Consider the following 26,560-nt stretch of genomic DNA (forward strand, 5'->3'; position numbering starts at 1 on the left):
CGTTGACAATTCGATATTTTTCAGTCGATATGCGTGCATGGGTATTCTGATGCAATTCGAGATAAAGGTGTAAGAATAATGGCAGAACGATCACAACACCTACAAGATGTATTTTTAAATACGGTACGCAAGCAAAAAATTTCTCTTACAATTTTTCTTGTAAATGGTGTTAAGCTAACGGGTATTGTAACTTCGTTTGATAATTTTTGTGTTCTTCTACGTCGTGATGGGCATGCGCAATTGGTCTATAAGCATGCTATTTCTACAATTATGCCCGGACAATCCGTGCAGATGTTTGAGGGGGAAAACTCTGAATAAACAAGTCACTTCACTTTGAAATCTCTTATCCCATTCCCATGTTTAAATTGTCATGATAAATGAAAATAAGAGATTTGGGGGATTTCCTTCGCGAATTGAAAAAAAAGTCCGCGCTGTTGTTTTGGTGCCGATTTGCCAAGAAAATGAAAGTAAAAATACTGCAAGTGGATGTTCAGTATCTTCTCGGCTTAAGGAGGCTTTGGGGCTCGCGCGTGCTATAAGGTTGGAAGTTGTTTATTATGAGACGGTTAATATTGTTACACTTCGTCCAGCGACTTTGTTTGGAAAGGGTAAAGTAGAGGCGCTTGCCCAATATATAAGTGAATATTCTATTGAACTTGCGATTGTAGATTATTCTTTAACGCCCGTGCAGCAGCGTAATTTAGAAAAATTATGGCATTGTAAAGTTATTGATAGAACGGCTCTCATTCTTGAAATTTTTGGAGAGCGTGCGCGGACAAAAGAAGGTGTTCTACAAGTTGAATTAGCGCATTTATCTTATCAAAAAAGCAGGCTGGTGCGTAGTTGGACACACTTGGAAAGGCAACGTGGTGGCCGTGGCTTTTTAGGGGGACCTGGTGAAACGCAGATTGAAGAAGATAGGCGTCGTTTGCAAGAGAAAATTGTTCGTATCCGTCGCGAATTAGAAACAGTTATGAAAACACGTGCGCTTCATAGAGCGAAAAGAAAAAAAACACCCCATCCTGTTGTTGCTTTAGTTGGATATACCAATACAGGAAAATCAACGCTTTTTAATCATTTAAGTGGTGCAGATGTCTTGGCAAAGAATATGTTGTTTGCAACACTGGATCCAGCTTTGCGCAAAGTTATTCTTCCCCATGGACAAACTATTCTTTTGTCTGATACGGTAGGCTTTATTTCTAACTTACCAACGCATTTGATTGCAGCTTTTAAAGCAACCCTTGAAGAAGTGGTTGAAGCTGATCTCATTCTTCATGTGAGAGATATGTCTGATTTTGATCATCGTGTGCATGCTCAGGATGTTTTGAGAGTACTTTCAAGTCTTGGTATTGATATTGATGATACGGAACGTATCATAGAAGTTTGGAACAAAATTGATATCCTGGATGAACAAGCATTAAATGTCTTGCAAACAAATGCAAAAACACGATTAAATCCTGCGGTAATGGTATCAGCGCTCATGGGCGATGGATTGGGTCAATTATTGACAGCAATTGAAAAGCGGATTTTTGGAGAAATGCAAAAGGTTGAATGTCTTTTAAGACCTCATCAAATGTCGCTTATTGATTGGTTTTATGAAAATTCTGGTGAGATTATGCAAGAAGGGCATGATGATGGTTCTGTTACCATTAGAGCAGTACTTACCTGTGAAGCAAAAAAACGCTTAGATTACATCAAACAAAATCTGAACTAAAGTTTTTGTAGATATTCTTGAATATTTTTTCTTAAATTTTATGGTTTTCTTATCGCAAAATAATATGAATTCAAGTTAAGAGGATAGTTACTACTTTCTCTTAAATAAAAATCATGAAGTATTTTGCTGGTTGAAAGAAAGATGATTCTTAAGTGCGATAAAAAACTGTTGGTACGTACAGTATTGCAAAACATTTTGGTTGTTTTGTTATTAGCAGTGCTCTGTACATCTTTGATTTGGGTATATTATTTTGTTCAGCCACGGATTTATCGGGCAACCTTAACATTTTCAGTATCGGATTCTATTGGGAAGCCTTTGCCAATTGATAAACAAAATAATGTTATCGCTTTTCTTCTGTCACAGCCCATAGTTTTAAACGATTCACGCTTACAGAGTCTTTCTTTAGGGAGCTCTCAAAAGAAAGATTTTCGTGAAAATATCCGTTTGTTGCGCAATGGTAATTTCTTTGATCTTATTTTTGAAGCAGAAACACTTGAAGCTGCTCAACACGGATTAGAGATTTGGTTTTCGGCATTTTCAAAAGCAATCATACAACAGCAACAAAAATTATTGTTAATAGAACAACAAACTTCTCAACACTATGATAAGACTAAAATTTTGGACATAATGCATGGATTCCGTTCATCTGTTGATTCTTTCATTTATCACAATATAAAACAAACAGAACTTCATGATCTTTCTGTGCAATTAATGGAAGCGACTTTAAAGCGTATTCATTTAACGAGTTTGAATTCTACTATTAATATGGCGCGGGAGAATGGACAGTCTTTATTGTCGTTATCGTTTATTGCAGGGAATTCAATGATTTCTGCATTGGAAGCTAAGCGTGATCTTTTGGAAACGCAAAGAGCGCATATGGTTGCACAATTAGGCTGGACACATCCTCAAATAAAAGCAATGACTGCAGAATTAGAGGCGGTTTCTCAGCAATTAGAAAATAAAATTTTGCAAATTGTTCACCAATTTCACTCCGATGAGATTCTTGCAACAGAATTCGAAAAACAACTTAAAAAAAGGATGAGCTTTTTTGTAAAAGATCAATCCCAATCTTTGAATCAAATGTTTAATGAGCTCGAAAATAAAATAAGAGCAGTGGTAGATGCGCAAAACAAAGAGATGAATAAGAATTCTTCTCTTTTGCACAACACAAAGATTCATATAGTTGTACCAACAACGTTAACAGCAATTCCTTTTATGGATCTTTATGGGAAGAATGTTCTTATCAGTGTCTTTACAAGTTTGATTACTCTTTTGGGAGGGGCATTGTTATTTCGTCAATGTTCTGCAACAAGGAGAGATAAAGTAAAAGAAAATGATTTTAAAAGTGATGAGAGCGTTTTCATATCTGAAAGAATAGAAGAACTTGAATCTTTTGTTACAATAGAGGGATTATCAAATTTTTTGAAGCGTCGCACTTCGGTGATTATTTCAATCATTGGACCAGAAGCTGCACGAACAGCAGCAAAGCTCTCTCTTCATCTTATCAAAGAGCGCAAAACCATTTTGTTGGTGGATATTTCTGGTCAACAAATAGAGAAAGTCATTGGTCCACATAGAGGATTGAGCGATATTTTAACAGGAAATGCTCAGTTGCGGGATGTGATTTATCGTGATTATGACACGGGCATTGATATTCTTCCACAAGGATTAACGAGTGCTGTGTCTGCACAAGATTTTTTAGATGGTATTCCGAAGCTCTTACAAGAATTTAAAAAGGATTATGATTTTATTATTTTAGAGATGGAGAGTGAACCTCAATATGGAGTTGAACAATTTGCGAGGCTAACAGACTATTATATCTGTAGTATTGCTCTTAATGAACAAGATTGGATACGAAAAATGGTGAGACAGTTTCCGAAGACTGTTTACCGTGTGGTTGCCTCATATCTATCATAGAATATGAATTGCATGTTATCGTGCTACCCTTGTTTTATACTAAAGTTGTAGTACATAATTTAAAAGAGTTGTGATTTGTTATGTTTAAGTTTTTTAATGAGTTGTAATTGGAGAGAGACGTGGGGCAATCAGAGATGACCATAAAGAGTTTGAATGAGAGCGTTTTGACACCATTGCAGAAAAAAAATAGAACACAAATTCGCCTGTGGCTTTATTCTATTTTATTACTTTGTTTGGCAATTGTTTTAGTGGGGGGAGCTACCCGCTTAACGGGATCAGGGTTGTCGATAACTGAGTGGAAGCCAATTCACGGTGTCATTCCACCCATTGGTGAGGAGCAATGGCAAGAAGAGTTTTTAAAATATCAACAGATAGCACAATATAAGTTGCTTAATCGCGATATGACGTTAAATGCGTTTAAGGTGATTTTCTGGTGGGAATGGGCACACCGCGTTTTAGGGCGTCTTGTTGGCGTTGTTGCTTTATTCGGTTTAATTTGGTTTTGGGCGATCAAGCGTATTGAAAAAAAGATCTTACTTCAACTTACCATTGTTCCCATTCTTATTGCATTTCAAGGATTCATTGGTTGGTGGATGGTTGCTTCAGGTATTGGCCAAAGTAATTTGACCAGCGTGAGCCAATATCGTTTAGCGTTTCATCTTATAACAGCTTGTTTTGTTATTATTTTTGTTACTTATTTATCACGAGGGCTCGCGGAATATTCAGAAAAACCAGCAGGTCAAAGGATACAATATTTTGCGGGGTGGCTTGTTGTTTTCATTTTGATCGAAATTTACTTGGGTGCTTTGGTTGCAGGACTTCATGCTGGAAAAGTTTATAATACGTGGCCCCTTATGGATGGTCAGATTATTCCTGATGGATTGTTGCAACATACTCCTGTTTGGCGCAATTTTTTCGAAAATCCCTTAACAGTTCAATTTGTCCATCGTTTTTTTGCTTATTTTTTATTTGTTGCAGCCGTTATTCATGTTCTATATTTACGGAAAAGTGTGCCAAATTCAACACATTCTCGTCGTGCATTTTTTGTATGTATTATGATTGTTATTCAAGCATTTTTGGGTATTCTTACCTTGCTCCATGAAGTGCCCCTAAGCTTAGGACTTATCCATCAAAGCGTTGCGTTAGCAGTTTTGTGTTTTTCAGTTGCCCATTGGCGTGCAACAAAAGGAGCGTATCGCACTGTTGAATAAAGCGATGTATCGAGAAAAGTCTAGATTCTTGACAGCATTAAGTCGAGATTTTGAACAGCAGCTGCGGCTGCACCTTTTCCTAAATTATCGAAGAGGGCACAGAGATTGAAGATACCTTCGCGTTCATTGCCAAACACGAACAGTTTCATCTTGTCTGTATGTGCTAAATATTCTGGATTGAGTTTAGTGAGAGCATCTGTTTCTTCTTGTGATGCGATTGTTATAACATTTTGCCCATCGTAATGGTTTTCAAAAATTTCTCGTAGATCAGAACAACTGGCTGATTTTGTAAGTAAATGGCGGTAGAGTGGAATATTTACAATCATTCCTTGCGGAAAACGACCAACGCTTGGTATAAAAATAGGTGTTTGGCTCATTTGTCCATAGAGTTTAATTTCAGGGACATGTTTGTGTTCAAGATTGAGACCATAAATAAAATAATTTTCTCGAACGTCATTTTGTTGAAATTGGTTTTCCATTTGTGCAATTAATTGTTTTCCTCCACCGGTATAACCGGATATTGCGTTAATTGATATCGGGTAAGAAGCATCTAACAAGCCAGCTTCACGCAGTGGTCGAATCAAGCTAATTGCACCGGTAGGGTAACATCCAGGATTGGTCACGTAATGTGCTGCTTGAATGCGTTTTTTTTGTCCCGCGGTCATTTCAGGAAAACCATAGACCCAATCTGGTGCAATACGGTGCGCTGTTGAGCTATCAATGATTCTAATTTTTTTATTATTTTTAAGCCAGTTAACTGTTTCACGTGCAGTATTATCTGGAAGACATAAAATAGCAATGTCAGTTTGATTAAGACAGTCACGCCGAATATCAATATTATGTCGATCTGTATGCGCAAGAGAGAGTAATTTAAAATCCGAACGCTCCGCTAGTCGTTTTTGTATTTGTAATCCGGTTGTGCCATGTTCACCATCAATAAAAACTTTTGTTGCCATTCTCTTTGCCTGAAATGAATTTTTTCTGCCATATTTAGCGTATTATATTATAAATGATTACTAACTAAATTCTTACGTTTCTTGAATTTATAAATCGTTTTGCTTGTAAAACAATGCGACCAGTAAGAGTGTGTGAGGAAAAGCTTAATATTCATGTAGTGTTATTTTCGTGAGGGAAATGTTTTTCGTTTATATATTAAAGGAATAAAATAAAGTTTGCACACTTTTAGAGTGAAAGTTATTTAAAATATTTGGTTTGCGTAATCTGCTGTGTTATCGTTTAGTAAATTTATTTTTTAATGCTAGGAATGTGTTTTATGATTCAGCAAGAGAATGACATACAAAAGCGCTTTTTTAATGATAATTTACAAACTGTCGATTCTGCAATCTTCGATGCAATTAGGGGGGAGTTTGAGCGTCAACAACATGAAATTGAGCTGATAGCTTCAGAGAATATTGTTTCAAGGGCGGTTCTTGAAGCACAAGGGTCAGTTTTAACAAATAAATATGCAGAAGGTTATCCAAGAAAACGCTATTATGGGGGATGTCAGTTTGTTGATATTGTTGAAGATTTAGCAATTGAACGAGCAAAACAGCTTTTTGGTGCTGCTTTTGCGAATGTCCAGCCTAATTCTGGTAGCCAAATGAATCAAGCTGTCTTTTTAGCTTTACTCCAGCCTGGTGATACATTTATGGGATTGGATTTAAATGCTGGTGGTCATTTGACACACGGTTCATCTGTCAATATGTCTGGAAAATGGTTTGATGTTGTTTCCTATGGCGTGCGTCAAGAAGATCAAATTCTTGATATGGAGGAAGTTGAATGCCTTGCAAAAAAACATAAGCCTAAGCTTATTATTGCAGGTGGTTCGTCTTATCCTCGTCTATGGGATTGGAAACGGTTCCGTGAAATAGCAGATGAGATCGGTGCTTATTTTCTCGTTGATATGTCACATATTGCGGGTCTGGTTGCTGGTGGTGTTCATCCTTCACCTGTTCCCTATGCACATATTGTAACAACGACAACACATAAGTCGTTACGTGGTCCACGGGGTGGTTTGATCTTAACAAATGATGAAGCTTTAGCCAAAAAAATTAATTCAGCGATTTTCCCTGGTCTTCAAGGTGGTCCTTTAATGCATGTGATTGCGGCTAAAGCTGTTGCATTTGCGGAGGCTTTGCAGCCTTCTTTTAAGCGTTACAGTGCTGATGTTGTTACCAATGCTAAAACTTTAGCAAAAACATTAGAGAATAATGGTTTTAATATTGTTTCTGGTGGTACGGACAATCATTTATTATTGGTTGATTTGCGTTCTAAAAATGTGACAGGAAAACGTGCTGAATTGGCTTTAGGACGAGCACATATTACTTGTAATAAAAATGGTATTCCTTTTGATCCTGAAACACCATCGATAACTTCAGGAATTCGTTTGGGATCACCTGCTGCGACAACGCGTGGTTTTGCAGAAAAAGAATTTATTCAAGTTGGTAACCTGATTTCAGAAGTTCTTGATGGTCTTGGGACAGCAAAAAGCGATGAAGATAATAGTGTCATTGAAATGGCTGTTAGGGAAAAGGTGAAAGATATAACGAATCAATTTCCTCTTTACTCTTATCTTAGCACTTGTTAAGGATACACAACAGATGCGCTGTCCTTACTGCCAATATGAGGATACACAAGTCAAAGATTCGCGTCCAGCTGAAGAAGGCGCTGTTATTCGTCGTCGGCGTGTGTGTTCCGTTTGTGGCGGTCGTTTTACAACTTTTGAACGCGTTCAGCTGCGTGAGCTCTTAGTTTCTAAAAAAAGTGGACGATGCGAACCATTTGATCGTGATAAGTTAATGCGATCAGTTGATATAGCTGTACGGAAACGGAATATTGATCCTGATCATATTGAACGAGCGATTTCTGGTATTGTACGTCAACTCGAGAGTTTGGGGGAACCAGAAATCGCTTCGGAAAAAATTGGGCATCTTGTGATGGAGGCATTGAAAAGAATTGATGATATTGCCTATATCCGCTTTGCTTCTGTCTATCGGGATTTTCGTAATGCAAGTGATTTTCACGATGTTATAGACGAGTTATCAAAGAGTGTAACGGATACAGAATTTTGTTTTGATGAATAAAAAAGTGCAAGATGAGCGGTTTATGGCGGCAGCTATCCGTTTGGCAGAGCGTCATGTCGGTCTTACTGGTGAGAATCCTTCGGTTGGTACATTGATTGTGCAAAACGATAATGATGCGGGAGCATATATTGTTGGTTATGGTGTAACAGCTATAGAAGGAAGGCCTCATGCTGAAGTGCAGGCTTTGCGTATGGCAGGTTCTTTAGCACGTGGAGCTACTGTTTATGTTACTTTGGAGCCTTGTTCGCATTATGGAAAAACTTCGCCATGTGTAAATGCGCTTATTGATTCAGGGGTTTCTCGGGTTGTTATTGCTCTTACTGACTTAGATAAGCGCGTTGATGGTCGTGGTATTGCTCTTTTACGTACGGCTGGTATTGAGGTTGTTGAAGGTGTTTTGGCTGAAGAGGCTTTTGAAGCATTGTGCACACATTGGTGTATAAGGAAGATGCAACGTTGTGCTGTTACTCTGAAAATGGCAATTTCTGCTGATAATGGTGTGGGAAAAAAAGGGCAGGGGAGAATCAAAATTAGTGGAATGATTTCTCACACGCATACGCATATTCTGCGTGCTCAAAATAATGCTATTCTTGTTGGTATTGGTACTATATTAGCAGATGATCCACAATTGAATTGTCGTTTGCCAGGGATGGAGATGCGTTCGCCCATACGTATTATTTTGGATACAGATTTATCTGTCCCCCTTGATGCAAAAATTGTGCAAACGGCAAAAAGAATTCCTACATGGATTATTTGTGATATGAATCTTGCCAAGGAAAGCAAAAAAACTGCACTAGAGAAATCAGGTGTATTGGTGTATTCGGTAGAAATAAAAAATGGTTGCATGCAACCCCTTGCGATTTTACAGCTCCTGTATCAGCGTGGAATTCATAGTGTTTTACTTGAGGGGGGGGTAAAGACAGGGGAAAAGTTTTTAAATGCTGGTTGTGTGGATCATGTAATATGCTTTTATGCACCCATTATTTTAGGACAAAACCGTATTGAAGCGCCTCATTTTGGAAATTATCTCTCACAGTTTCATGAAGTTGAGACAAGAATGTTTGGAAATGACCGTTTTTATAAATGGAGACGTAAAACATTATGTTCACAGGGATTATAACGGACATCGGTTGTATTGAAGATGTGCAATCTTTAAAGCAGGGCTTGCGTTTAAAGATTTCTACACACTATGATCTAGAAAGCTTAAAAATTGGTGCATCAATTGCTTGTTCAGGAATTTGTCTAACTATTGTTGAGAGAGGATCAAAACACGCTCATATCAGTTGGTTTGCTGTGGAGGCATGGGAAGAAGCGTTGCGTTTGACAAATCTTGCAGGATGGACAAAAGGAACTTGTATTAATCTAGAACGTTCACTCAAATTGGGTGATGAAATGGGGGGACATTTGGTTTTTGGGCATATTGATGGACTCGCTCTCATTATTGATCAGAAAAATGAAGGAGATGCAGTTCGTTTTTTCTTAAAAGTTCCAACACGGTTTACGCCCTTTATTGTAAATAAGGGATCTATTGCACTTAATGGAACCTCGTTGACTGTTAATTGTATCGAGGATTGTCTTTTTGATGTTCTTATTATTCGTCATACGCTTGAAATGACCACTTGGGGACAAGCTAAAGTTGGAGATCAGGTCAACTTAGAAATTGATCAGTTTGCTCGTTATGCTGCAAAATTCTCTGATTTTAAAATGAAAGATAAACAAGCTAAAAGTTACTTATAGTTTTTAGACTTTATAATTTTATGCGCATTGATTCATTCTTCTGGTAGAATTTGGTTATGATAAAAGAACTCCATAAAAAATCGCACCTCTTAATTGTTGAAGCGCGTTTTTATGAGGGGATTTCTGATGCACTTTTGAGAGGTGCAGTGAATGCTTTGCAAAGAGCTGAAGCAAGCTATGATGTTGTAACGGTTCCAGGAGCATTAGAAATACCAAGTGCAATAGCTTTTGCGGAAAAAAGTAATAAGGTATTTTACGATGGTTATGTGGCACTTGGTTGTATTATTCGGGGTGAAACATATCATTTTGAAATTGTTGCTAATGATTCTTGCCGCGCTTTGATGGATTTAACTGTTCATAAACTGTTGGCTATTGGAAATGGTATTTTGACTGTTGAGAATGAAGAACAAGCATGGGCGCGTGCGAGGCAGGATGAAAAAAATAAAGGTGGTTTTGCTGCTCAAGCTGCTTTATGTATGATCGCTCTAAAAAAGAGATTTGGAGATAATCAGTAAATATGTCTGAGAAGAAAAGAGGAGATTCTCCCCGTTTAGCGAATAAACGTGGAGCAGCAAGGCTTGCTGCCGTTCAAGCACTTTATCAAATGGATATAGTCGGTTCTGGTGTAATGGAAACTGCTGCTGAATATGAGGCTTATCGTCTAGGAAAAGATATTGATGGAGATCAGTATCTTGATGCTGATTTTCAATGGTTTTTGGCTATTATTACTGGTGTTGTAAAGAATCAAAAGCAGCTTGACCCTATGCTTCATCAGCAGCTTTCTGCAGAGTGGTCACTTTCACGTCTTGATTCTATATTACGCGCAATTTTACGTGCGGGTTTGTGGGAGTTGATTAATCGCCAAGACGTACCTGTTGCTGTTGTTATGGACGAATATGTAGATATAGCAAAGGCATTTTTTGAAGGCGATGAGCCAAAACTTGTCAATGCAGTTCTTGACAGCATGGCAAAAAAAGTCCGCACTTAAAAAATATGCTACAACCCTGATTTTATCAGGGTTGTATACAGATTGTTATAACTTAATTATGGACAGGTAAATTTGCTGGACCTTTTATAATTTGAATTAAAAAAGGCTGCTCTTTTGTCGCTGTTGGTGTAGTTTGTGTAATAAAATCAAAAACTTGACCGTCTTTTAGACCATAATTGGCTACCTTAGTAACCTGATTATTTTTGTTGAAGTAAATGGCCAAAACTTTACGATCAATAATTTTTGTTTTCATAAATTGCATCCCACGGTAGCGTGTTTGTGAGATATAATAAAAGACCTCATTGTCATATTTTGTTTTTAGTGATGGTGTTCCTAGCGTGAGCAAAACTTGCTCTTGGCTTGATCCAATGGCAATAGAGTTAAGAGCATTTTTATCAAGAACGTAACCTTCTTGATATATTTGGCTTGTCCCTGAGGAATCAAGAATACTACAACCCGCAATTGCTACCATGCTTGCTATTGACAGACCAATCCATAATTTACGTTTGATCAAGTCTACTCTCTGGGGCATTTGAAACAATGGTATCTCCCTTTTACATTTAGACATATTACAAGAAGGCAACCTCAAGTTTTTTCTCATTTTAGCTTCATCTGCCATAGCCTACATTGAGTTTCCCTGTTATAAGGCAAATTATGCCATACAGAGTTTCTTTAGAAAAGAAAAAAATGAATGAAATGTGTTTTGGCTCAATAAAAGCGCAATATATTTTTCCTATTCGGGAGTTGCCAATGAATGTGCAAAATATTCCTCAAATGACATTTGCGTTGGCTTATCCAGTATCAGTACGCTCTCTACCTGCAAAAGGTATAAGGGTTCATATTTGTGCAAACCAACGAGAATGTGCGCATTTAGCTAAAAATCATGCTCTCGTTGAAGTAAAATCTTGTGAGGGAAAATTCCATATTTTTCCGTGGAAAAAACGCGGGGTACGTATAAAAGGTCTATTGCAGGCACGTATCATACAATTATGTGTTATCACTTTAGAGCCACTAGAGAATATTCTCCATGAAAATATTGAGGTTGTTTTTGTTCCGGAAGATTCAAATTTGTTGAAACCTAAAATCTTGGAAGATACAGGGGAATTGTTTTTAGATGCGGAGGGACAAGATACGCCAGAAGTGTTTTATGGCGATAAAATTGATATTGGTGCTATCATGGAGGAATTTTTGGAGTTGTCTATTAATCATTATCCCCGCAAAGAGGGAGTCAAGATGCGTATAATTGAAAATGGAGAAAAATCTGAACAAAAATTATCACCATTTTCTGTTTTGAAAAGTTGGAAATGATTGTAAAAATATAAAAAAGTTATTTATTGCGAAGCTATTTTCGCAGGCTATGTTTTTTTGTTGTTCCAATAGTAAAAAATTGTGATAGGCATTTGAAATACGTAAATGAGATGTAGGATATGCAAGCGTGATTAGAATTTCTGTGGATGTCATGGGCGGTGATTATGGTCCGGAAGCAACTATTGCAGGAGCAGCAATTGTACAAAAACATTTGCCAGATGTTTATTTTCTATTTTATGGCGTAGAAGAAGTTGTTAAGCCAGTTTTAAAAAAATACCCTTGTTTAACCTCTGTGTCACAGTTCTGTCCTACAGAAAGCTATACACGTATGGATGAGAAACCAAGTCAAGCACTTCGCAATGGACGTGGTAAATCATCAATGTGGTATGCAATTGAAGCGGTAAAAAATGGCGAAGCTGATGCTTGTATTTCTGCTGGCAATACTGGCGCACTCATGGCAATGTCTTATTTTTGTTTAAAAATGATGGCGGAAGCTGAACGTCCAGGAATTGCGGGTATTTGGCCAACACTGCGTAGTGAGAGTATCGTTTTAGATATTGGTGCTACAATTGGTGCATCTGCTAGCCAGTTGGTTGATTTGGCAGTTATGGGAGCCGGTATGTTTCGTGCTCTATATCATACCGAAAAACCAACCGTTGGGCTTTTAAATGTGGGGGTTGAAGAGGTAAAAGGTCTTCATGAAATTAAAAAAGCTGGAATGATCTTGCGTGATGTGCAATTAGAGGGGTTAGAGTATAAAGGATTTGTTGAAGGTAATGATATTGGAAAGGGAACAGTAGATGTTGTTGTAACAGAAGGATTTTCTGGTAATATTGCTTTGAAAACGGCAGAGGGGACTGCGCGACAAATAGCAGAAATCTTAAATTCCGCACTGCGGAGTTCTCTTTTAGCATCTCTTGGTTATTTTTTATCGCGGGGCGCTTTTCGTACACTGAAGAATAAAATGGATCCTGATAGGGTGAATGGTGGTGTGCTTTTAGGTTTGAATGGTGTCGTCATAAAAAGTCATGGTAGCGCTAATGCTAACGGTTTTGCATCTGCTATCCGTGTTGGTTATGAAATGGTCCATAATGAACTGTTGAAAAAAATAACTGCTGATTTACGATGGTTCCATGAAAATAAAGAAACACTTTTTGATCAAGAAAATGAAGCGATAATGAATGGGGGGGATTATGATAAGCTTTTATAATACAATTAGAAAGTATCAAGAAAAGGTTAGGGACGAATGATTCGATCCATTGTGCGTGGTGTAGGAAGTGCCTTGCCTCAAGACAGCTTATCAAATGATGAGATTGCAAAATTTGTTGAAACATCGGATGCATGGATTGTTCAGCGTACGGGAATACGCCAACGTTATCTTGCCAATGAAAATGAAACAACTGTTTCTTTAGGAGTTGAAGCTGCGCAAGCAGCACTTCTTAATGCTGGTTTAACAATAAAAGATATTGATTGTATTATTTTAGCGACTTCAACCCCGAATCGTACCTTTCCTGCTTCGGCTGTTGAAATTCAGCATGCCTTGGGAATGCGTCATGGATTTGCTTTTGATATTCAAGCTGTTTGCTCCGGTTTTATTTTTGCTTTAACAACAGGAGATGCTTATTTACGCTGTGGTGCTGCCAAAAGAATTTTAGTTATCGGATCTGACACATTTTCTCGAATTTTAGATTGGAAAGATCGCACGACATGTGTTTTATTCGGTGATGGTGCAGGTGCTGCTATTTTGGAAGCATACAAATGTGAGGAGGGGAGTGCTTTTGATCGTGGCATATTGTCTACGAGATTACGCTCTGATGGTGCGTATATGGATAAGCTGTATGTTGATGGTGGTCCTTCAACAACACAAACAACAGGTTATTTGCGCATGGAAGGACGAGAAGTTTTTAAATATGCAGTTGGTATGATAACGGATGTAGTTGATGACTGTTTTGCGGCGGCTGGTGTGGATGCTTCACAATTAGATTGGTTTGTACCTCATCAAGCCAATAAGCGTATTATTGAAGCATCAGCTAAAAAATTGGGAATTGCCATAGATAAAGTGGTGATTACTGTTGATCAACACGGTAATACATCCGCAGCATCAGTGCCACTGGCTTTAAAAACGGCGGTTGATGATGGAAGAATTAAAAAAGGAGATCTCATCATGTTAGAAGCTATGGGAGGTGGGTTTACATGGGGAGCAATTCTTATTCGTTGGTAGATTATAGTCGCTTGACCATATTTGAATAAAACGTATAAGTCACTTTTTAATTTTTAATATTTGAAATAGGTGGTTATAATGACAAGTAAGACAGTAACGCGTGCAGATTTAGCGAGCGTAGTTTGTAGAAGGGTGGGCTTGTCACACACTGAATCAGCAGCTTTGGTTGAATTGGTTCTAGATGAAATTTGCAATTCATTGGTAAGAGGTGAGGCAGTTAAATTATCTTCTTTTGCAACCTTTCAAGTTCGCAGTAAAAATGAGCGCGTTGGACGCAATCCCAAAACTGGTATTGAAGCTCCTATCTCTCCGCGACGTGTGGTGACATTTAAGGCCGCAAATATACTTAAACAAAGAATTCTTGATTCGCATCGCGCAAGACAACCAAGCAAAAAATGATATCGCATAACTAAATGCTATTACAATATTTAATATTTGTTAAAAAAACTGTATAAAATCGAGTGTTGCATTTTTGTTTAAAAAGGCTTTTTAGTTTAAATGTCATCAAGTGTGGTCCTATTTTTGACTAATCTTGTTGAGAGATTAAGAATTGATTGAGTCTTTCATGAAATCATTCGTAATATTTTAGATAAGGTGTTGCAAAATGGATAAGAGCTCCGATGCTTTTCGCACAATTAGCGAAGTGGCTGAGTTGTTGGAGCTTCCTCAGCATGTGTTAAGATTCTGGGAAACACGTTTTAGGCAGATTAAACCAATGAAACGTGGCGGGGGAAGGCGGTATTACCGTCCAGCTGATGTTGATTTGCTCAATGGTATTAAACAGTTACTCTATGATCAGGGTTATACGATAAAAGGTGTACAGCGCCTTTTAAAGGAAAATGGTGTTGCTTTTGTTACTGCATTTGGTAATGGAAATCTTGATGCTATGAGTATTGTAATAGAAAAAAAACATGCGGGACAAGCTTTTGAAACTGTCAACAATAAGCCTAAAAAGTCTGCTTTTGGGCTTTTAAGTTTTATGAAGAATGAAGGCGAAGCATCGATAGGTTCTGTTAATGCATATAAAGATAAGACTGATAAAGCGTTATTGCAAGAAACACTGTTTGAATTGATTGAATGCAAACGCGTGCTTGATAGAGCACGATAACGACGCTTCTCTCTCTTTATAATTTCTTCTATATTTTTGTGTTGTTTAGGCGTTTATTAAACGGCGCAAATCTGGTGGTGTTGCTTCATCTGTGAGTTGCTTCATCGCTGCTTCTATAGATAAAAGAGTTTGTTCTGTACTTCCTAAGCGACGCATGTTTACACTATTCGTTTCAGATTCACGTTTTCCACAAACCAAAATCACAGGAACTTTTTGTAAAGAATGTTCACGTATTTTATAGTTAATTTTTTCATTACGAAGGTCTGATGTTGCAGAAAGTCCAACAGCTTTAAGTTTTGCTGTTATTTTTTGTGCATATTCATTTGCTTCTGATGTAATTGTTGCCACAACGACTTGTTCAGGTGCAAGCCACAGAGGTATATGTCCAGCAAAATTTTCGATTAATATACCAAGAAAACGTTCCATTGAGCCAAAAATAGCACGATGAATCATAACAGGTTGATGCTTTTCTGAATCTTTATCAATATAAAATGCTCCAAAACGTTCAGGAAGATTAAAGTCTATTTGTGTTGTGCCACATTGCCATTCACGACCGATAGCGTCCTTTAATGTATATTCAAATTTTGGACCGTAAAATGCACCTTCGCCTGGTAAGATGCTTGTTTTGATTTGTCCCGCAAATTTTGTTTCAATTGTTTGAAGAACGGATTTCATGATACTCTCCGCATGATCCCACAATGCGTCAGAACCAACCCGTTTTTCGGGGCGTGTAGAAAGCTTAAGGCTAATTTCTTTAAAACCAAAATCAGCATAAGTTGATAAAATTAAATCATTAATACTCAGGCACTCCTCAGCGAGTTGCTCATCTGTACAAAAAATATGCGCATCATCTTGTGTAAAGCTGCGTACACGCATAAGTCCATGGAGAGAGCCAGAAGGTTCATAACGATGAACAACACCAAATTCAGCCAATCTGATAGGCAAATCGCGGTAAGACTTTAAACCATGTTTAAAAATCTGTACGTGACCAGGACAATTCATTGGTTTGAGAGCGTAAATATATTCATTATCCCAATCCTCAGCGGCTGGAATCACTTTGAACATATTTTCTTTATACCATCCCCAATGACCAGATATTTCCCAAAGTGATCTATCGAGAACTTGTGGTGCATTAACTTCAGCATATTGATGATCATCAAGACGTCTTCGCATATAGTTGATCAAATTCTGGAACATTTTCCAGCCTTTTTTGTGCCAAAAAATCATGCCTGGTCCTTCTTCTTGAAAATGAAATAAGTCCATTTCACGTCCCAAGCGGCGATGATCGCGTTTTTCAGCTTCTTCTAGCATGTGGAGGTAGGCTTTTAAGTCATTTTCGTTGGCAAATGCCGTGCCATAAATTCTTGTTAGCATTGGGTTATTGGCATCTCCACGCCAATAAGCACCTGCAACTTTCATCAATTTGAAGGCATTGCCAATTTGTCCAGTAGATTGCATGTGTGGTCCACGGCAAAGATCAAACCAATCACCTTGATAATAGATTTTTAAATCTTGATTTGCGGGAATGCTATCGATAAGCTCAACTTTATAGAGTTCGCCTTTTTCAGAAAAAATCTCGTGCGCTTTTTCACGAGACCAAATTTCTTTTCTAAAAGGTTTATTACGTTGGATAATTTCACGCATTTTCTTTTCAATAACGGTGAGATCCTCCAATGTAAAAGGTTGTTGGCGTGCAAAATCATAATAAAAACCATTTTCAATAACAGGACCAATAGTCACTTGTGTTTCAGGAAAAAGCTCTTGTACTGCTTCAGCTAAAACATGTGCACAATCATGACGTATGAGTTCAAGAGCACGGGGATCTTCTCGAGTAATAATTTCTATTTGACCAGTTTGTTCTAGTGGATCCGATAGATCTCGAGTGATGCCATTAAGGCTATAGGCGACTGCTTTTTTTGCAAGTGATTTAGAAATGGATTCTGCCAATTCTAGACCTGTCATTTTGGCGGGATAATTACGTTTTGAACCATCAGGAAAAGAAAGAGAAACAGAGCAAGACATAAAATACCCCTTTAAGCCAATTCCGCTAACGATTGCGGATGGTTTTGTAAAAAAATAGTTATCATTTATTAAAATCTATAGCCTATTTTTTATCAATACGTATAAAAAAAGAAAAGAATTATTTATTGTGTTTTTTATAAATTTTCCAGTAACGCCAAGGTTTATAAAAACAATAGGGACTTTCAAGAGAGGTAGGGACTGGATCAAATCCATGGGTTCCAAATGGACCACAACGTATAATACGAAAAAGCCCCATCCACGCACCAACCCATAGCCCATGGCGTGCGATTGCTTCATACGTATATTCTGAACAGGTTGGTGCGTGACGACACTGATTTCCTATGAGACTGGAAAGTGTTATTTGATAGAAACGTATCAAGAAAATACCCAATAATCGCCCCGGTGTTTTCTTCCAAGGGCCCGTATAATTTCGCTTTTGTTTCCTTTTTTGTTGAAGCTGTGATTTAAGCATTTATTTTTCTTCAATTTGTTTAATACAATCCACAATAGCATCAAAGGGAAGCATTGTTGAGGCATGACGTACTTTATAGTCTTTAAGAGGCTGTAAACAAGAAAAGGCTTCAAAGGGAGCTTGTGGAGGGGGACCATCTTGGGTTAACATCTGACAGATAATTTGATGTAACATTTTCAGATTTTGCGTTGTTTGTCCTATGATATGAGATGCTAAAAGCGAAGCTGAAGCTTGTCCTAACACACATGCATGCACTTCGTGGGCAAAATCGGTAACGATATCATTTGCTACTTTTAAGTCTACAGTGATTGTTGAACCGCAAAGGCGTGCACACTTTTTTGACGTTGCATCCGGATTGTAAAGACGCCCAATTCTACTTATATGTGCAGCATGTCCAAGTATTTCATCACTATAGATATTGTTAATCATGCGCTATTACCAAAATGTTTGAGAGTCGTGATTGTTTAAGCTTTTCATTCGCTTATATAGAGATTATACAAAATGAAATAGATAGTTAGCAAATGTTTTGTGTAAGGCAAGCTTGGAGTTTTTAAATGCATAATGTTGTTAAAGGAGGTACGAGAGAGCTATTTTTATCCGAAGAGAAGCGTCCAAGCTTTGAAGAGGTAGAAGAAGCGATTCGTACATTGCTCTTGTGGATAGGAGAAAATCCAAATCGAGAAGGACTTTTAGATACTCCAAGACGTGTAGCTAAAGCGTATCGCGAACTTTTTATGGGTTATAGCAAATCGGTTGAAGAAATTTTAGATACCGTTTTTGAAGAGGTTTCAGGATACAATGATGCAATAATCGTGAAGAACATCCCTTTTTATTCGCATTGTGAGCACCATATGATCCCAATTGTTGGAAAAGCTCATATCGGTTATCTTCCTGATAAAAAAGTTGTTGGACTTTCAAAAATTGCGCGTGTTGTAGATATTTTTTCTCGTCGTTTACAGACTCAAGAATCTATGACAGCTCAAATAACTAATGCTTTAGCGCTGCATCTGCAGCCACATGGTGTTGCGGTATTGATTGAGGCGGAGCACATGTGCATGGCCATGCGAGGAATTCAAAAGCAAGGGGCAACAACGATTACCACATGTTTTCGTGGTTGTTATGAAAATGATCAGGCTATACAGGCTAACTTTATGATGATGGTGCAAAGATCACAGTAAAGCCTACATTCTTATGATTTATATTGGGTTATAAACTGTTTGAGTAAAATAAATTATGGGAAAGCGAAAATAGGCTTGTACCTTGCTTTGTGATTTGTTAAAGCCAGGAAACTAAAATATTTTTCTTCACCATGTGCGGTCGTGGCGGAATTGGTAGACGCGCAGCGTTGAGGTCGCTGTGGGGCAACCCGTGGAAGTTCGAGTCTTCTCGACCGCACCACTTATAGATTTTCTACAATATCATTTGATATCGTTGTTTATCTTGTTTCCTTACTAACTAATTGTTTTTATTGATTTTTTATTCCATTGTTTATATTTTCTATACGATTTTGATATCTAATGATATGCGCACAAAAGTGCAATTCGAAAGGTGATTCAAAAGGTAATTAGAAAAACAAGAACACGTGATAGATTATCTGCATTATCTGTAAAAAACTTGCCTAAAGACAAATAATACTGATGGGACTAGACTATGGCTTATAATAATAGCACCATTTAAGTTTTCTGTGTCGGGGGTGAGTTTTTTTTAATATTTAACAAGCAGGACTTCTCTCCATCAAAATTACCCAATATGTACAGATAATCTTCACAAAGTTATGCTAAAATAGAGAAAAGCTTTATAAACCATCAATGCACCTCTGCATCATCAACGTGAAACCATGCAATGTAGTGGGGTTTTCTTTTTGTATCATTTTAGTGTATCCTTAGTAATGGTTTTATTTCAGATTGATAAAAAATTTGTGTTTTTCTGCAAAATTTGAAATGTTAAATCTTTTAAAGAGGACAGAGTGGTGTTAGTGAGAGACGCAGTATTTTTTAAGTATTTAGCATTTTTTATTTGCATATCTTTATTAACAGCATGTAGCGATTCACGTGCTGTGCTTTGGCATGGGGTACATGCAACGCCCTCTATGGTTGCAGTGCAACGAGAAGTTGAAGGCAGAGTAATTCCTCCCAAAGCTATTATTCCGGTGTATGTTGCAACAAGTCGTATGATGCAAAATAGCTATTCTCAACCTTATGGATCAGAGCGGTCAAATAAAGTACACTACAATCGTGTTGACGTAGGAATCCCTCAAAAACATATGAAGGGGCTTGTTGAAATAAATTCTTATAAACCTACACACGATAAGTATTTTGCAGCAGTGGCATTACAAAAATACGATAACAAAGAACAATTTAAACAGCAATTAAATGCCGCTTTAGCAAAAAAGCCAAAAGGAAAAAGAGAAATTTTTCTTTTTATTCATGGTTATAATAACAATTTTGCGGATGGTACATTTCGTACTGCTCAGTTTACATATGATTATTCTTTAAATGTTGTCACTGTACATTATTCGTGGCCTTCTGCTGGATCAGTCCCTCTTTATATCTATGACCGTGATAGCGCCAATTTTGCTCGTGATGGACTCATAGAGCTTTTAACACTCATTAGCGAAACCAATGCAGATCAAATTTCTGTTATTGCACATTCTATGGGCAATTTCGTTATCATGGAAGCGTTTAGAACTTTAGCATTACAGGGAAAATATAAACCTATTCGTCGTATTACAAGTTTTTTAATGGCAGCGCCAGACATTGATATTGATGTGTTCGAACGCCAGCTTAATGATATTAAGAAATTACCTCAACCAACCGCTATTTTGGTATCTCGTGCGGATAAAGCACTCGCTGTTTCAGGGCGTCTTACTGGTGGTCATCATCGTGTAGGAGATGGTTCAGATATTGAGATGTTGCGTAAAAATGGTATAGCTGTTCTTGACTTTTCTCATGTTGATGGTGGAGCGCACAATGTTTTCGCGTCCTCGCCGACATTGATGGCGCTTTCTCGAGAAGGGTCTTTGGCTTCAACAATTATGCAGGGTACAGAGTTGTCACCAAGTCAAGCACTTCTTGCTGATAGTAGTAGTGTATTGGAGAAAACAACACATCTTATCTTTTATACACCTGTACGCTTATTATCCCCATTAACTCCACATATGGGCGGGCAAAGAATGGGGAGGCGCTAAAGATAAATGAATTGCGAATAAGTTTTTTAGCACTTTCTTTAGAATGGTTTTATAAAATAAAAAATGAATAGCGGGATGAATGTAAACACCAGTCATGAGGTGCGTGGTGATGGTGGCACGAAAGCGCTATGTTAATACGCCTACACTCGTTGATTATTTATCTCATTCCGCAGTGAAGTTATTAGATATTCATGCCATGCTTTTGAAGGTGAGAGAAGGTCATATGGGGGAAAAACCAAATTTATTGCGTCAAATTGATTCTACTAAAAAACAGTTGGATGAGATAAGCCATGCTCTCATTTTAGAATATCGAAAACGCCAAGAAAATGAGCGCTTTTTAAAACAAATTTTGCTATCAATTTCTGATCAGCTTTTTGCGCTTAATAGTGGTTTCAAGGAAACTGGACGCCTTTTCTTTCAAGAGATGAGAATGTTGCAATCTCAAATGCAATGTTTTTATGAGGGGCAGGAAAAGCAGCATTTATTAAATAGCCAAGAATCCTTTTGTTCTCCATCAAAAATTGATGAAGTGATTCAGCAGTTACAAAAAGCACGAAAAAAACTCATTGTTGAAAGCCCTCATCTTTTTGAGAAAGAATATTCAAGCTCAGAAAAAAAGATTTTTTGAACAAAACATGTCAATATAACATGTTTTTAAGTTTATAGAAAATAATGCAATCAAAAAAGCATAGCTCTTTTAAGAAAAACAGCCGATTCTTACTCTAAATTTTTTATAATAAAATTTTCTGATTCCTTTAGTCATAAATTCATTGGATCGTTTGCTAGCACCTTGAATGTTTTTTTCAAAAGGGCTTAGAAGAGTTCAATTATGAGAAAAATAGGCAAAAAAGAACGCGTTAAGTGTATTGAAAAATTTTCTTCTCTTACTTTTATTTAGATATCCTTTACATTTAAAATGCTCATTACAGTGTAAGTTGTGGCAATAAAAGAGCATGCTATTTCCAGAGAAAGTAAAAACAATGACAGATAGTTCTCCTATTGATATCTTTCAATCCATTCTATCACGGAAGTCGATTCGCGCTTTTACTAACCAACCAGTTTTTCAGGAAACAATTGAAGAAATTTTAAAATTGGCGGCACGTGCACCATCTGGAACGAATCTTCAGCCATGGCAAGTCATTGTTCTTACAGGGGAAGTATTACAGAAGTTAGGAGAAGAACTTTCACGCTTGGTACTTTCCGGGATAGAAGGAGAGCGTGAATATCACTATTATCCACGTCAATGGCGTGAACCTTATCTTTCAAGGCGTCGAAAAATTGGCTTGGATCTTTATAAGAGCCTTGGAATTCAAAAAGGTGAGCAGGAAAAAATGCTTCACCAAAAAGCGCGTAATTTTTCATTTTTTGGGGCACCTGTAGGACTTTTATTTACAATGGATCATGATATGGAAATGGGAAGCTGGCTTGATTTGGGTATGTTTATGCAGACTCTTATGTTAGCGGCACGTGGATTTGGATTAGATACTTGTCCTCAAGCTGCTTTTGCTGATTATCATAAACAAATTCGTACATTTTTATCTGTTCCTCCTGAGCGGCATATTATTTGTGGTATGGCACTTGGCTATCGTGATACGAGTGCTCCAGAAAATAATTTTGAGACTGAACGCGAACCAATCGAGAACTTTGTACGTTTTGTTTAGTTGGAAGAGAAGATAAAGTGATAAAGATGAAAAATAATTTTTAGCTTTTTTACGGCTTTCAAAAGTATCTAAAGCCATGTCTTTTCGGTAATGGAGATGACGTATTGCTTCCTGCTTTTGTTTCTCATGTAAAACAAAACGCCATTGTGTTGCAAATTCATTGCGTTTTTTAAAGAGACATTTTTTCAATGTACACGGGGACTATCTTATGGTTGCTGTTTGTAAATGGTATCGTGGTAAATCTCTTAAACACCATTATCTTTACGCTTATGAAGCAGTAAGCTAGTCTTATCCGTATTTTTTGCTAGCTTCCGATCTAGTCCTATAGCTCTTGCATTTAAAGCGTTCATAAGGGGCGTTTTATTTCTTTTTACTACACGCTAACTCTGCTTTTGAGGTGCAAGCAAATGATTTTCATTGATACAATATACAAAAGATTTGAAATGAGAGAATCGTACAATTTTCGAGCATCTTATTTAACAGACAAAATGATGAATTATTGTTATAAGTCAATTTATTATATAACTTTTTTCATAGAAATTATTTTTTAATGTAAGTACGCGTAAATTTTAAAGAACTTCAGCATTATAAAAATATTTTAGTGGGAAGTTCTCATTCTTATGTAATTTTCATATTGCATCTTAACATTTATTTTACTACGCTTGAAACATTAAGAGAATGATTGTTGTAAAATCATTGTCTATTTTAAGGGGTATCTATGGAAAACGCTTTAGAAAGTAAGTGTTGGGTTGTAGCAAGAAGAGCAACATTCATATTTGTTGCTGTCATTTTTTTAGTTTATCTCGCAATTTGATTTTAAATAGGACAAATGCGATAAAAGGCATAATTTAAACTCTATGTAGTTTGGGGGGTGGGGTGTGTTTTTATCTGTTTTTGAGCTTTTTAAAATTGGTATTGGCCCTTCCAGTTCACATACGATGGGGCCAATGACAGCGGCTAATATGTTTTTGCAAGAGATTCTTGTGCGAAGTCTTTCTCGACCATTTGATGTTGCAGTTTCTCGTATACGTGTTTGTCTTTATGGTTCTTTGGCTTTTACAGGAATTGGTCATGCTACAGATAGAGCTATTATCTTAGGGCTTTTGGGAGAAAAAGCTTCAACTGTTGATCCTGATTCTATGGAAAATCTGTTAGAAAAGGTTACACGTGAAAAAGAGGTGCGGCCAGAAGGGCATCCTGTTTATCAGTTTAATTGGCAAGAAGATCTTATTTTTGAACGCACAAAAGTTCTCCCTGGACATACTAATGGTCTTGCCTTTGAAGGGCTTGATGCTCATGGAAATGTTCTCTTGCAGCAGATTTATTATTCTATCGGTGGTGGTTTTGTCGTAACTGAGGACGAGTTAAGCCATTTAAATGGTAATATGCAATCGGAAATATCTGAAGTGCCATATCCTTTTGATTCTGCCTGTAAAATGTTATCAATGGCAGAAAAATCAGGATTTTCAATTGCTGAAATGAAGCGTATAAACGAAGAGACGAGGATGGAGCGTTCTACTCTTAATAGTGGGCTTGATGACATTTTTTCAGCTATGACAAATTGTATTGATAGAGGTCTTTCACAAGAAGGTGAGTTGCCAGGTGGATTGCATGTTTTAAGACGTGCTAAAAAGCTGCACGAAACACTTTTGGAAAATCGAAAGAAAAATCGCAATGACCCACTTTGGGCAAATGATTGGCTTTCGGTATATGCCATAGCAGTGAATGAGGAAAATGCGGCTGGTGGTCGTGTTGTTACAGCACCGACGAATGGGGCAGCTGGTGTTGTCCCTGCAGTTTTGCGTTATTACCTTCAATTTTATGACGATTCAGATCGAGAAGGAATACATAATTTTTTATTGACTGCAGCAGCTATTGGTGGTGTCATCAAGCATAATGCTTCTATTTCTGGTGCAGAAGTGGGATGTCAAGGGGAAGTTGGTACGGCATCTTCAATGGCAGCAGCAGGATTAACAGCGGCATTGGGGGGAACGCCAGCTCAAATTGAAAATGCAGCCGAAATTGCACTTGAACATCATTTGGGAATGACCTGTGATCCCGTTGCAGGTCTTGTACAGGTTCCTTGTATTGAGCGCAACGCAATGGGGGCTGTTAAAGCTGTGACAGCTTCTTCTCTTGCTTTACATGGTAATGGGGAACATTTTGTTTCTCTTGATGCTTGTATAGAAACAATGCGCCAGACAGGTCATGACATGAGTGAACGTTATAAGGAAACGAGTAAAGCTGGACTTGCAGTCAATGCAATATCTTGTTAAGTGCACAATGGAGATTAAATCTTGGAGATATTGGGTCTTGTGAACTCTTTATAGAGTGTTCGCTTATGACGGTACAAGTTGATACCCCCTTTATATTTGGCTTGCAGTATGCAAGAAAATGTTTTTTATTAATTCGGTCTAGATAGGTTTGGAATAAGAGAGTTTTTGTATTCGGAGCTCTCATGTAGATTATAAAACGATAAATTATTTTTATAAAGATGTATTGTAGGAACATCTATCCCCTCAGAAAGACATCTTACATTGGTAAGCACACAGCAGACATGCTCCCCCGCATCTTCCTTTAACCAATCAAGGGCTTCATTGCGTTGCTTGGCAGCTTTGTGTTCCATCAATATGCGCAAAGGTACACTGAAGAGGCGGGGTCTCTTTATAGAGCTTATGAAGATCTAATAATTCTTCCTGCATGCCTTTAGAATTGAATGTGTCACGGATACGTTCAGAGGTCTTGATATCTTTACAAAAAGCCAAAGGTGCTAATCTTCATTTAGGGGCTTTTATTATCACCACAGGTAAAGAGCGGGATGTTTCCAGTTGGCTTTTGGCAGAAGCGATAGGGGTTTTATGCCATAGCGGACAATTGTGGGGGTTAACGCATTTGAGCGCCCCGCGGGATGTGTCAATTGACCCCATTATTTCTGCGGCGATTAAGCAGCGCGGTGTATCGATAAGCGTGGTGGAATGGCACCAAGATTTGCATCAGTTGGGACAGGATATTTTTTGTGATGAAGGACAACTCAAAGGTGGTTTGATTTCATGTGACAATGAGGTGTGTTCATGAATGATGCGCATTTGTTGGGCGAGACCTTTCGGCAAATCATGAAGCGCCTTGATGCGCTTGAACGCTGTCTTGCCAACCAGCACATGATGGGGCGGGTGGCGCAAATTGATGGGCATAGGGTGCGGGTGAAGCTTTCTTGTGAAGGTGCCAATGGACAAGCGGTTTTATCGCCTTGGCTACAGGCGCAAGAAGCTGCTGGTGCTGTTTCAAGCAATATGCCTTTAAACATTGGTGATCCAGTGCGCTTATTAAATCCCCATGGCGAAATTGGCTCTGCGTCTCTGGTTGTACGCGATAGCTATAGTGAGGATGCACAAAATCCAGCACGCTCTTTCCAAGAGCTTGCGCTTTGTTATGCGGGGGGCGCACTGCGAATGACTAAAGATGAACTTATTCTCTCCCATGGGGAAAACGAAGTCCGTTTGAGTGCACAAGGGCTCATGCTTTGTCATCAATCAACCCGTGTTGAATTAACGGACTGCGTGCAGATTCAAGCAGAAGATTTACAGCACAATCAAAAATCGGTTGGAGCAAGCCACAAACATGGTGGGGTCAAAATGGGTCCCTCCACAACCTCTAGCCCTCTTTAAAGGAGTTTTATGATGCGTGAGAATACTTATGTTATTTTAACCAATGCCGATTTTGTTGCAGGACAGCGTTCACCGGGGAAGGGTGAGGAAATTCGTTTAAGTGAAGAGGCAGCAAAATATCCGCTTCTTCTTGGTCAGATTGCTGAAAAACCAGCACCTGTTGTTTCTGCCCCCCCAACGGTTTCTACCACAAAGACAACAAAGGGGGCTTAAAGCATGCGGTGCGGGATGAGCGAAAAGGATGGCTCTCTCTTATATGGCTTTGA

27 protein-coding genes, 1 tRNA gene and 2 pseudogenes are annotated in these 26,560 nt (G+C 38.0%); 24 read left to right on the forward strand and 6 right to left on the reverse strand.

Annotation, left to right across the window (positions count from 1 at the left end):
* Positions 1-78: 78 nt before the first annotated feature.
* From hfq to PVV68_RS04250, 4 genes are all read left to right on the forward strand, one after another.
* The gene (gene hfq / locus PVV68_RS04235; protein WP_208440568.1) at positions 79-318 is read left to right on the forward strand and encodes an RNA chaperone Hfq; all 240 of its coding nucleotides are present in this window, start codon (positions 79-81) and stop codon (positions 316-318) included.
* Between the two features lie 52 nt (positions 319-370).
* Complete coding sequence (gene hflX / locus PVV68_RS04240; protein ID WP_273720704.1) at positions 371-1,714, forward strand: GTPase HflX; 1,344 nt, start codon at positions 371-373, stop codon at positions 1,712-1,714.
* Between the two features lie 141 nt (positions 1,715-1,855).
* Positions 1,856-3,631, forward strand: a complete 1,776-nt coding sequence (locus PVV68_RS04245; RefSeq protein WP_273720705.1) for a hypothetical protein — start codon at positions 1,856-1,858, stop codon at positions 3,629-3,631.
* A gap of 134 nt (positions 3,632-3,765) precedes the next feature.
* Complete coding sequence (locus PVV68_RS04250; protein WP_275064928.1) at positions 3,766-4,842, forward strand: COX15/CtaA family protein; 1,077 nt, start codon at positions 3,766-3,768, stop codon at positions 4,840-4,842.
* Between the two features lie 20 nt (positions 4,843-4,862).
* On the opposite strand, the gene argC is transcribed toward PVV68_RS04250, so the two are convergent.
* On the reverse strand, positions 4,863-5,798 hold the full coding sequence (gene argC / locus PVV68_RS04255) for an N-acetyl-gamma-glutamyl-phosphate reductase (RefSeq protein ID WP_273720707.1): 936 nt from the start codon (positions 5,796-5,798) through the stop codon (positions 4,863-4,865).
* Between the two features lie 317 nt (positions 5,799-6,115).
* Here argC and glyA point away from each other — a divergent pair, with 317 nt between their 5' ends.
* From glyA to nusB, 6 genes are read left to right on the forward strand one after another with little or no spacing between them, the layout of a single operon-like run.
* Entirely contained in the window at positions 6,116-7,429 is a 1,314-nt protein-coding gene (gene glyA / locus PVV68_RS04260) for a serine hydroxymethyltransferase (protein WP_273720708.1), read from the forward strand.
* A gap of 13 nt (positions 7,430-7,442) precedes the next feature.
* Entirely contained in the window at positions 7,443-7,925 is a 483-nt protein-coding gene (nrdR, locus tag PVV68_RS04265; protein ID WP_273720709.1) for a transcriptional regulator NrdR, read from the forward strand.
* A complete protein-coding gene (gene ribD, locus PVV68_RS04270) occupies positions 7,918-9,045 on the forward strand; it encodes a bifunctional diaminohydroxyphosphoribosylaminopyrimidine deaminase/5-amino-6-(5-phosphoribosylamino)uracil reductase RibD (RefSeq protein ID WP_273720710.1) in 1,128 nt (375 codons plus the stop codon). Before nrdR ends, ribD begins: the two co-directional genes overlap by 8 nt.
* A complete protein-coding gene (locus PVV68_RS04275) occupies positions 9,027-9,662 on the forward strand; it encodes a riboflavin synthase (RefSeq protein ID WP_273720711.1) in 636 nt (211 codons plus the stop codon). The genes ribD and PVV68_RS04275 overlap by 19 nt, the downstream gene beginning before the upstream one ends.
* 56 nt (positions 9,663-9,718) lie before the next feature.
* Positions 9,719-10,177, forward strand: a complete 459-nt coding sequence (locus tag PVV68_RS04280; protein WP_273720712.1) for a 6,7-dimethyl-8-ribityllumazine synthase — start codon at positions 9,719-9,721, stop codon at positions 10,175-10,177.
* Positions 10,178-10,179: 2 nt separating this feature from the next.
* Positions 10,180-10,650, forward strand: a complete 471-nt coding sequence (nusB, locus tag PVV68_RS04285) for a transcription antitermination factor NusB (protein ID WP_273720713.1) — start codon at positions 10,180-10,182, stop codon at positions 10,648-10,650.
* Positions 10,651-10,702: 52 nt separating this feature from the next.
* Here the strand turns inward: nusB and PVV68_RS04290 are convergent, their stop codons facing one another.
* Positions 10,703-11,182, reverse strand: a complete 480-nt coding sequence (locus PVV68_RS04290; RefSeq protein ID WP_273720728.1) for an outer membrane protein assembly factor BamE — start codon at positions 11,180-11,182, stop codon at positions 10,703-10,705.
* A gap of 218 nt (positions 11,183-11,400) precedes the next feature.
* Between PVV68_RS04290 and PVV68_RS04295 the strand changes: the two genes are divergently transcribed.
* The 5 genes from PVV68_RS04295 to PVV68_RS04315 all read left to right on the forward strand — a co-directional run bounded on the left by PVV68_RS04295 (position 11,401) and on the right by PVV68_RS04315 (position 15,287).
* Positions 11,401-11,958 carry a DUF177 domain-containing protein gene (locus PVV68_RS04295; protein ID WP_273720714.1) on the forward strand — a complete coding sequence of 186 codons (558 nt, stop codon included), beginning with the start codon at positions 11,401-11,403 and terminating at the stop codon, positions 11,956-11,958.
* A gap of 127 nt (positions 11,959-12,085) precedes the next feature.
* Positions 12,086-13,168 carry a phosphate acyltransferase PlsX gene (plsX, locus tag PVV68_RS04300; protein ID WP_273720715.1) on the forward strand — a complete coding sequence of 361 codons (1,083 nt, stop codon included), beginning with the start codon at positions 12,086-12,088 and terminating at the stop codon, positions 13,166-13,168.
* Between the two features lie 36 nt (positions 13,169-13,204).
* Complete coding sequence (locus PVV68_RS04305) at positions 13,205-14,179, forward strand: beta-ketoacyl-ACP synthase III (protein WP_273720716.1); 975 nt, start codon at positions 13,205-13,207, stop codon at positions 14,177-14,179.
* Between the two features lie 78 nt (positions 14,180-14,257).
* Positions 14,258-14,578, forward strand: a complete 321-nt coding sequence (locus PVV68_RS04310) for an integration host factor subunit alpha (protein ID WP_273720717.1) — start codon at positions 14,258-14,260, stop codon at positions 14,576-14,578.
* A gap of 205 nt (positions 14,579-14,783) precedes the next feature.
* Positions 14,784-15,287: a MerR family transcriptional regulator gene (locus tag PVV68_RS04315; protein WP_273720718.1), complete on the forward strand. Its 504-nt coding sequence runs from the start codon at positions 14,784-14,786 to the stop codon at positions 15,285-15,287.
* A gap of 45 nt (positions 15,288-15,332) precedes the next feature.
* Here the strand turns inward: PVV68_RS04315 and thrS are convergent, their stop codons facing one another.
* The 3 genes from thrS to PVV68_RS04330 all read right to left on the reverse strand — a co-directional run bounded on the left by thrS (position 15,333) and on the right by PVV68_RS04330 (position 18,210).
* A complete protein-coding gene (gene thrS, locus PVV68_RS04320) occupies positions 15,333-17,309 on the reverse strand; it encodes a threonine--tRNA ligase (protein WP_273720719.1) in 1,977 nt (658 codons plus the stop codon).
* 118 nt (positions 17,310-17,427) lie between these two features.
* Positions 17,428-17,781, reverse strand: a complete 354-nt coding sequence (yidD, locus tag PVV68_RS04325) for a membrane protein insertion efficiency factor YidD (RefSeq protein ID WP_273720720.1) — start codon at positions 17,779-17,781, stop codon at positions 17,428-17,430.
* Entirely contained in the window at positions 17,782-18,210 is a 429-nt protein-coding gene (locus PVV68_RS04330) for an iron-sulfur cluster assembly scaffold protein (protein ID WP_273720721.1), read from the reverse strand.
* Positions 18,211-18,335: 125 nt separating this feature from the next.
* Between PVV68_RS04330 and folE the strand changes: the two genes are divergently transcribed.
* The 6 genes from folE to PVV68_RS04360 all read left to right on the forward strand — a co-directional run bounded on the left by folE (position 18,336) and on the right by PVV68_RS04360 (position 24,905).
* Entirely contained in the window at positions 18,336-18,959 is a 624-nt protein-coding gene (gene folE, locus PVV68_RS04335; protein ID WP_273720722.1) for a GTP cyclohydrolase I FolE, read from the forward strand.
* A gap of 135 nt (positions 18,960-19,094) precedes the next feature.
* Positions 19,095-19,179 (forward strand) — tRNA-Leu (locus PVV68_RS04340).
* A 568-nt stretch (positions 19,180-19,747) separates the two neighbouring features.
* Positions 19,748-20,968: an alpha/beta hydrolase gene (locus PVV68_RS04345; protein ID WP_404978433.1), complete on the forward strand. Its 1,221-nt coding sequence runs from the start codon at positions 19,748-19,750 to the stop codon at positions 20,966-20,968.
* Between the two features lie 109 nt (positions 20,969-21,077).
* Positions 21,078-21,596, forward strand: a complete 519-nt coding sequence (locus PVV68_RS04350) for a hypothetical protein (RefSeq protein WP_273720723.1) — start codon at positions 21,078-21,080, stop codon at positions 21,594-21,596.
* Between the two features lie 352 nt (positions 21,597-21,948).
* The gene (locus PVV68_RS04355; protein WP_273720724.1) at positions 21,949-22,629 is read left to right on the forward strand and encodes a nitroreductase; all 681 of its coding nucleotides are present in this window, start codon (positions 21,949-21,951) and stop codon (positions 22,627-22,629) included.
* Between the two features lie 878 nt (positions 22,630-23,507).
* The gene (locus PVV68_RS04360; protein WP_273720725.1) at positions 23,508-24,905 is read left to right on the forward strand and encodes an L-serine ammonia-lyase; all 1,398 of its coding nucleotides are present in this window, start codon (positions 23,508-23,510) and stop codon (positions 24,903-24,905) included.
* Positions 24,906-25,126: 221 nt separating this feature from the next.
* Here PVV68_RS04360 and PVV68_RS04365 read toward each other — a convergent pair.
* Positions 25,127-25,394 (reverse strand): annotated as a pseudogene (locus PVV68_RS04365) (helicase-related protein); the annotation flags it as partial.
* 4 nt (positions 25,395-25,398) lie between these two features.
* Between PVV68_RS04365 and PVV68_RS04370 the strand changes: the two are divergent.
* From PVV68_RS04370 to PVV68_RS04380, 3 genes and pseudogenes are all read left to right on the forward strand, one after another.
* Positions 25,399-25,704, forward strand: a pseudogene (locus tag PVV68_RS04370) (hypothetical protein); the annotation flags it as partial.
* Entirely contained in the window at positions 25,701-26,294 is a 594-nt protein-coding gene (locus PVV68_RS04375) for a baseplate assembly protein (RefSeq protein ID WP_273782679.1), read from the forward strand. The pseudogene PVV68_RS04370 and the gene PVV68_RS04375, both read left to right, overlap by 4 nt.
* A gap of 12 nt (positions 26,295-26,306) precedes the next feature.
* Positions 26,307-26,507: a hypothetical protein gene (locus PVV68_RS04380; RefSeq protein ID WP_273722071.1), complete on the forward strand. Its 201-nt coding sequence runs from the start codon at positions 26,307-26,309 to the stop codon at positions 26,505-26,507.
* Positions 26,508-26,560: the final 53 nt, after the last annotated feature.

The organism is Bartonella sp. ML69XJBT, from assembly GCF_028618515.1.
GTDB lineage: Bacteria > Pseudomonadota > Alphaproteobacteria > Rhizobiales > Rhizobiaceae > Bartonella.

What these genes read in the sequence shown, in the direction of transcription:
- hfq (WP_208440568.1), top strand. Translation starts at nt 79, where the DNA reads ATGGCAGAACGATCACAACACCTACAAGATGTATTTTTAAATACGGTA.
- hflX (WP_273720704.1), top strand. Translation starts at nt 371, where the DNA reads ATGATAAATGAAAATAAGAGATTTGGGGGATTTCCTTCGCGAATTGAA.
- PVV68_RS04245 (WP_273720705.1), top strand. Translation starts at nt 1,856, where the DNA reads ATGATTCTTAAGTGCGATAAAAAACTGTTGGTACGTACAGTATTGCAA.
- PVV68_RS04250 (WP_275064928.1), top strand. Translation starts at nt 3,766, where the DNA reads ATGACCATAAAGAGTTTGAATGAGAGCGTTTTGACACCATTGCAGAAA.
- argC (WP_273720707.1), bottom strand. Translation starts at nt 5,798, where the DNA reads ATGGCAACAAAAGTTTTTATTGATGGTGAACATGGCACAACCGGATTA.
- glyA (WP_273720708.1), top strand. Translation starts at nt 6,116, where the DNA reads ATGATTCAGCAAGAGAATGACATACAAAAGCGCTTTTTTAATGATAAT.
- nrdR (WP_273720709.1), top strand. Translation starts at nt 7,443, where the DNA reads ATGCGCTGTCCTTACTGCCAATATGAGGATACACAAGTCAAAGATTCG.
- ribD (WP_273720710.1), top strand. Translation starts at nt 7,918, where the DNA reads ATGAATAAAAAAGTGCAAGATGAGCGGTTTATGGCGGCAGCTATCCGT.
- PVV68_RS04275 (WP_273720711.1), top strand. Translation starts at nt 9,027, where the DNA reads ATGTTCACAGGGATTATAACGGACATCGGTTGTATTGAAGATGTGCAA.
- PVV68_RS04280 (WP_273720712.1), top strand. Translation starts at nt 9,719, where the DNA reads ATGATAAAAGAACTCCATAAAAAATCGCACCTCTTAATTGTTGAAGCG.
- nusB (WP_273720713.1), top strand. Translation starts at nt 10,180, where the DNA reads ATGTCTGAGAAGAAAAGAGGAGATTCTCCCCGTTTAGCGAATAAACGT.
- PVV68_RS04290 (WP_273720728.1), bottom strand. Translation starts at nt 11,182, where the DNA reads ATGCCCCAGAGAGTAGACTTGATCAAACGTAAATTATGGATTGGTCTG.
- PVV68_RS04295 (WP_273720714.1), top strand. Translation starts at nt 11,401, where the DNA reads ATGAATGTGCAAAATATTCCTCAAATGACATTTGCGTTGGCTTATCCA.
- PVV68_RS04305 (WP_273720716.1), top strand. Translation starts at nt 13,205, where the DNA reads ATGATTCGATCCATTGTGCGTGGTGTAGGAAGTGCCTTGCCTCAAGAC.
- PVV68_RS04310 (WP_273720717.1), top strand. Translation starts at nt 14,258, where the DNA reads ATGACAAGTAAGACAGTAACGCGTGCAGATTTAGCGAGCGTAGTTTGT.
- PVV68_RS04315 (WP_273720718.1), top strand. Translation starts at nt 14,784, where the DNA reads ATGGATAAGAGCTCCGATGCTTTTCGCACAATTAGCGAAGTGGCTGAG.
- thrS (WP_273720719.1), bottom strand. Translation starts at nt 17,309, where the DNA reads ATGTCTTGCTCTGTTTCTCTTTCTTTTCCTGATGGTTCAAAACGTAAT.
- yidD (WP_273720720.1), bottom strand. Translation starts at nt 17,781, where the DNA reads ATGCTTAAATCACAGCTTCAACAAAAAAGGAAACAAAAGCGAAATTAT.
- PVV68_RS04330 (WP_273720721.1), bottom strand. Translation starts at nt 18,210, where the DNA reads ATGATTAACAATATCTATAGTGATGAAATACTTGGACATGCTGCACAT.
- folE (WP_273720722.1), top strand. Translation starts at nt 18,336, where the DNA reads ATGCATAATGTTGTTAAAGGAGGTACGAGAGAGCTATTTTTATCCGAA.
- PVV68_RS04350 (WP_273720723.1), top strand. Translation starts at nt 21,078, where the DNA reads ATGGTGGCACGAAAGCGCTATGTTAATACGCCTACACTCGTTGATTAT.
- PVV68_RS04355 (WP_273720724.1), top strand. Translation starts at nt 21,949, where the DNA reads ATGACAGATAGTTCTCCTATTGATATCTTTCAATCCATTCTATCACGG.
- PVV68_RS04375 (WP_273782679.1), top strand. Translation starts at nt 25,701, where the DNA reads ATGAATGATGCGCATTTGTTGGGCGAGACCTTTCGGCAAATCATGAAG.
- PVV68_RS04380 (WP_273722071.1), top strand. Translation starts at nt 26,307, where the DNA reads ATGCGTGAGAATACTTATGTTATTTTAACCAATGCCGATTTTGTTGCA.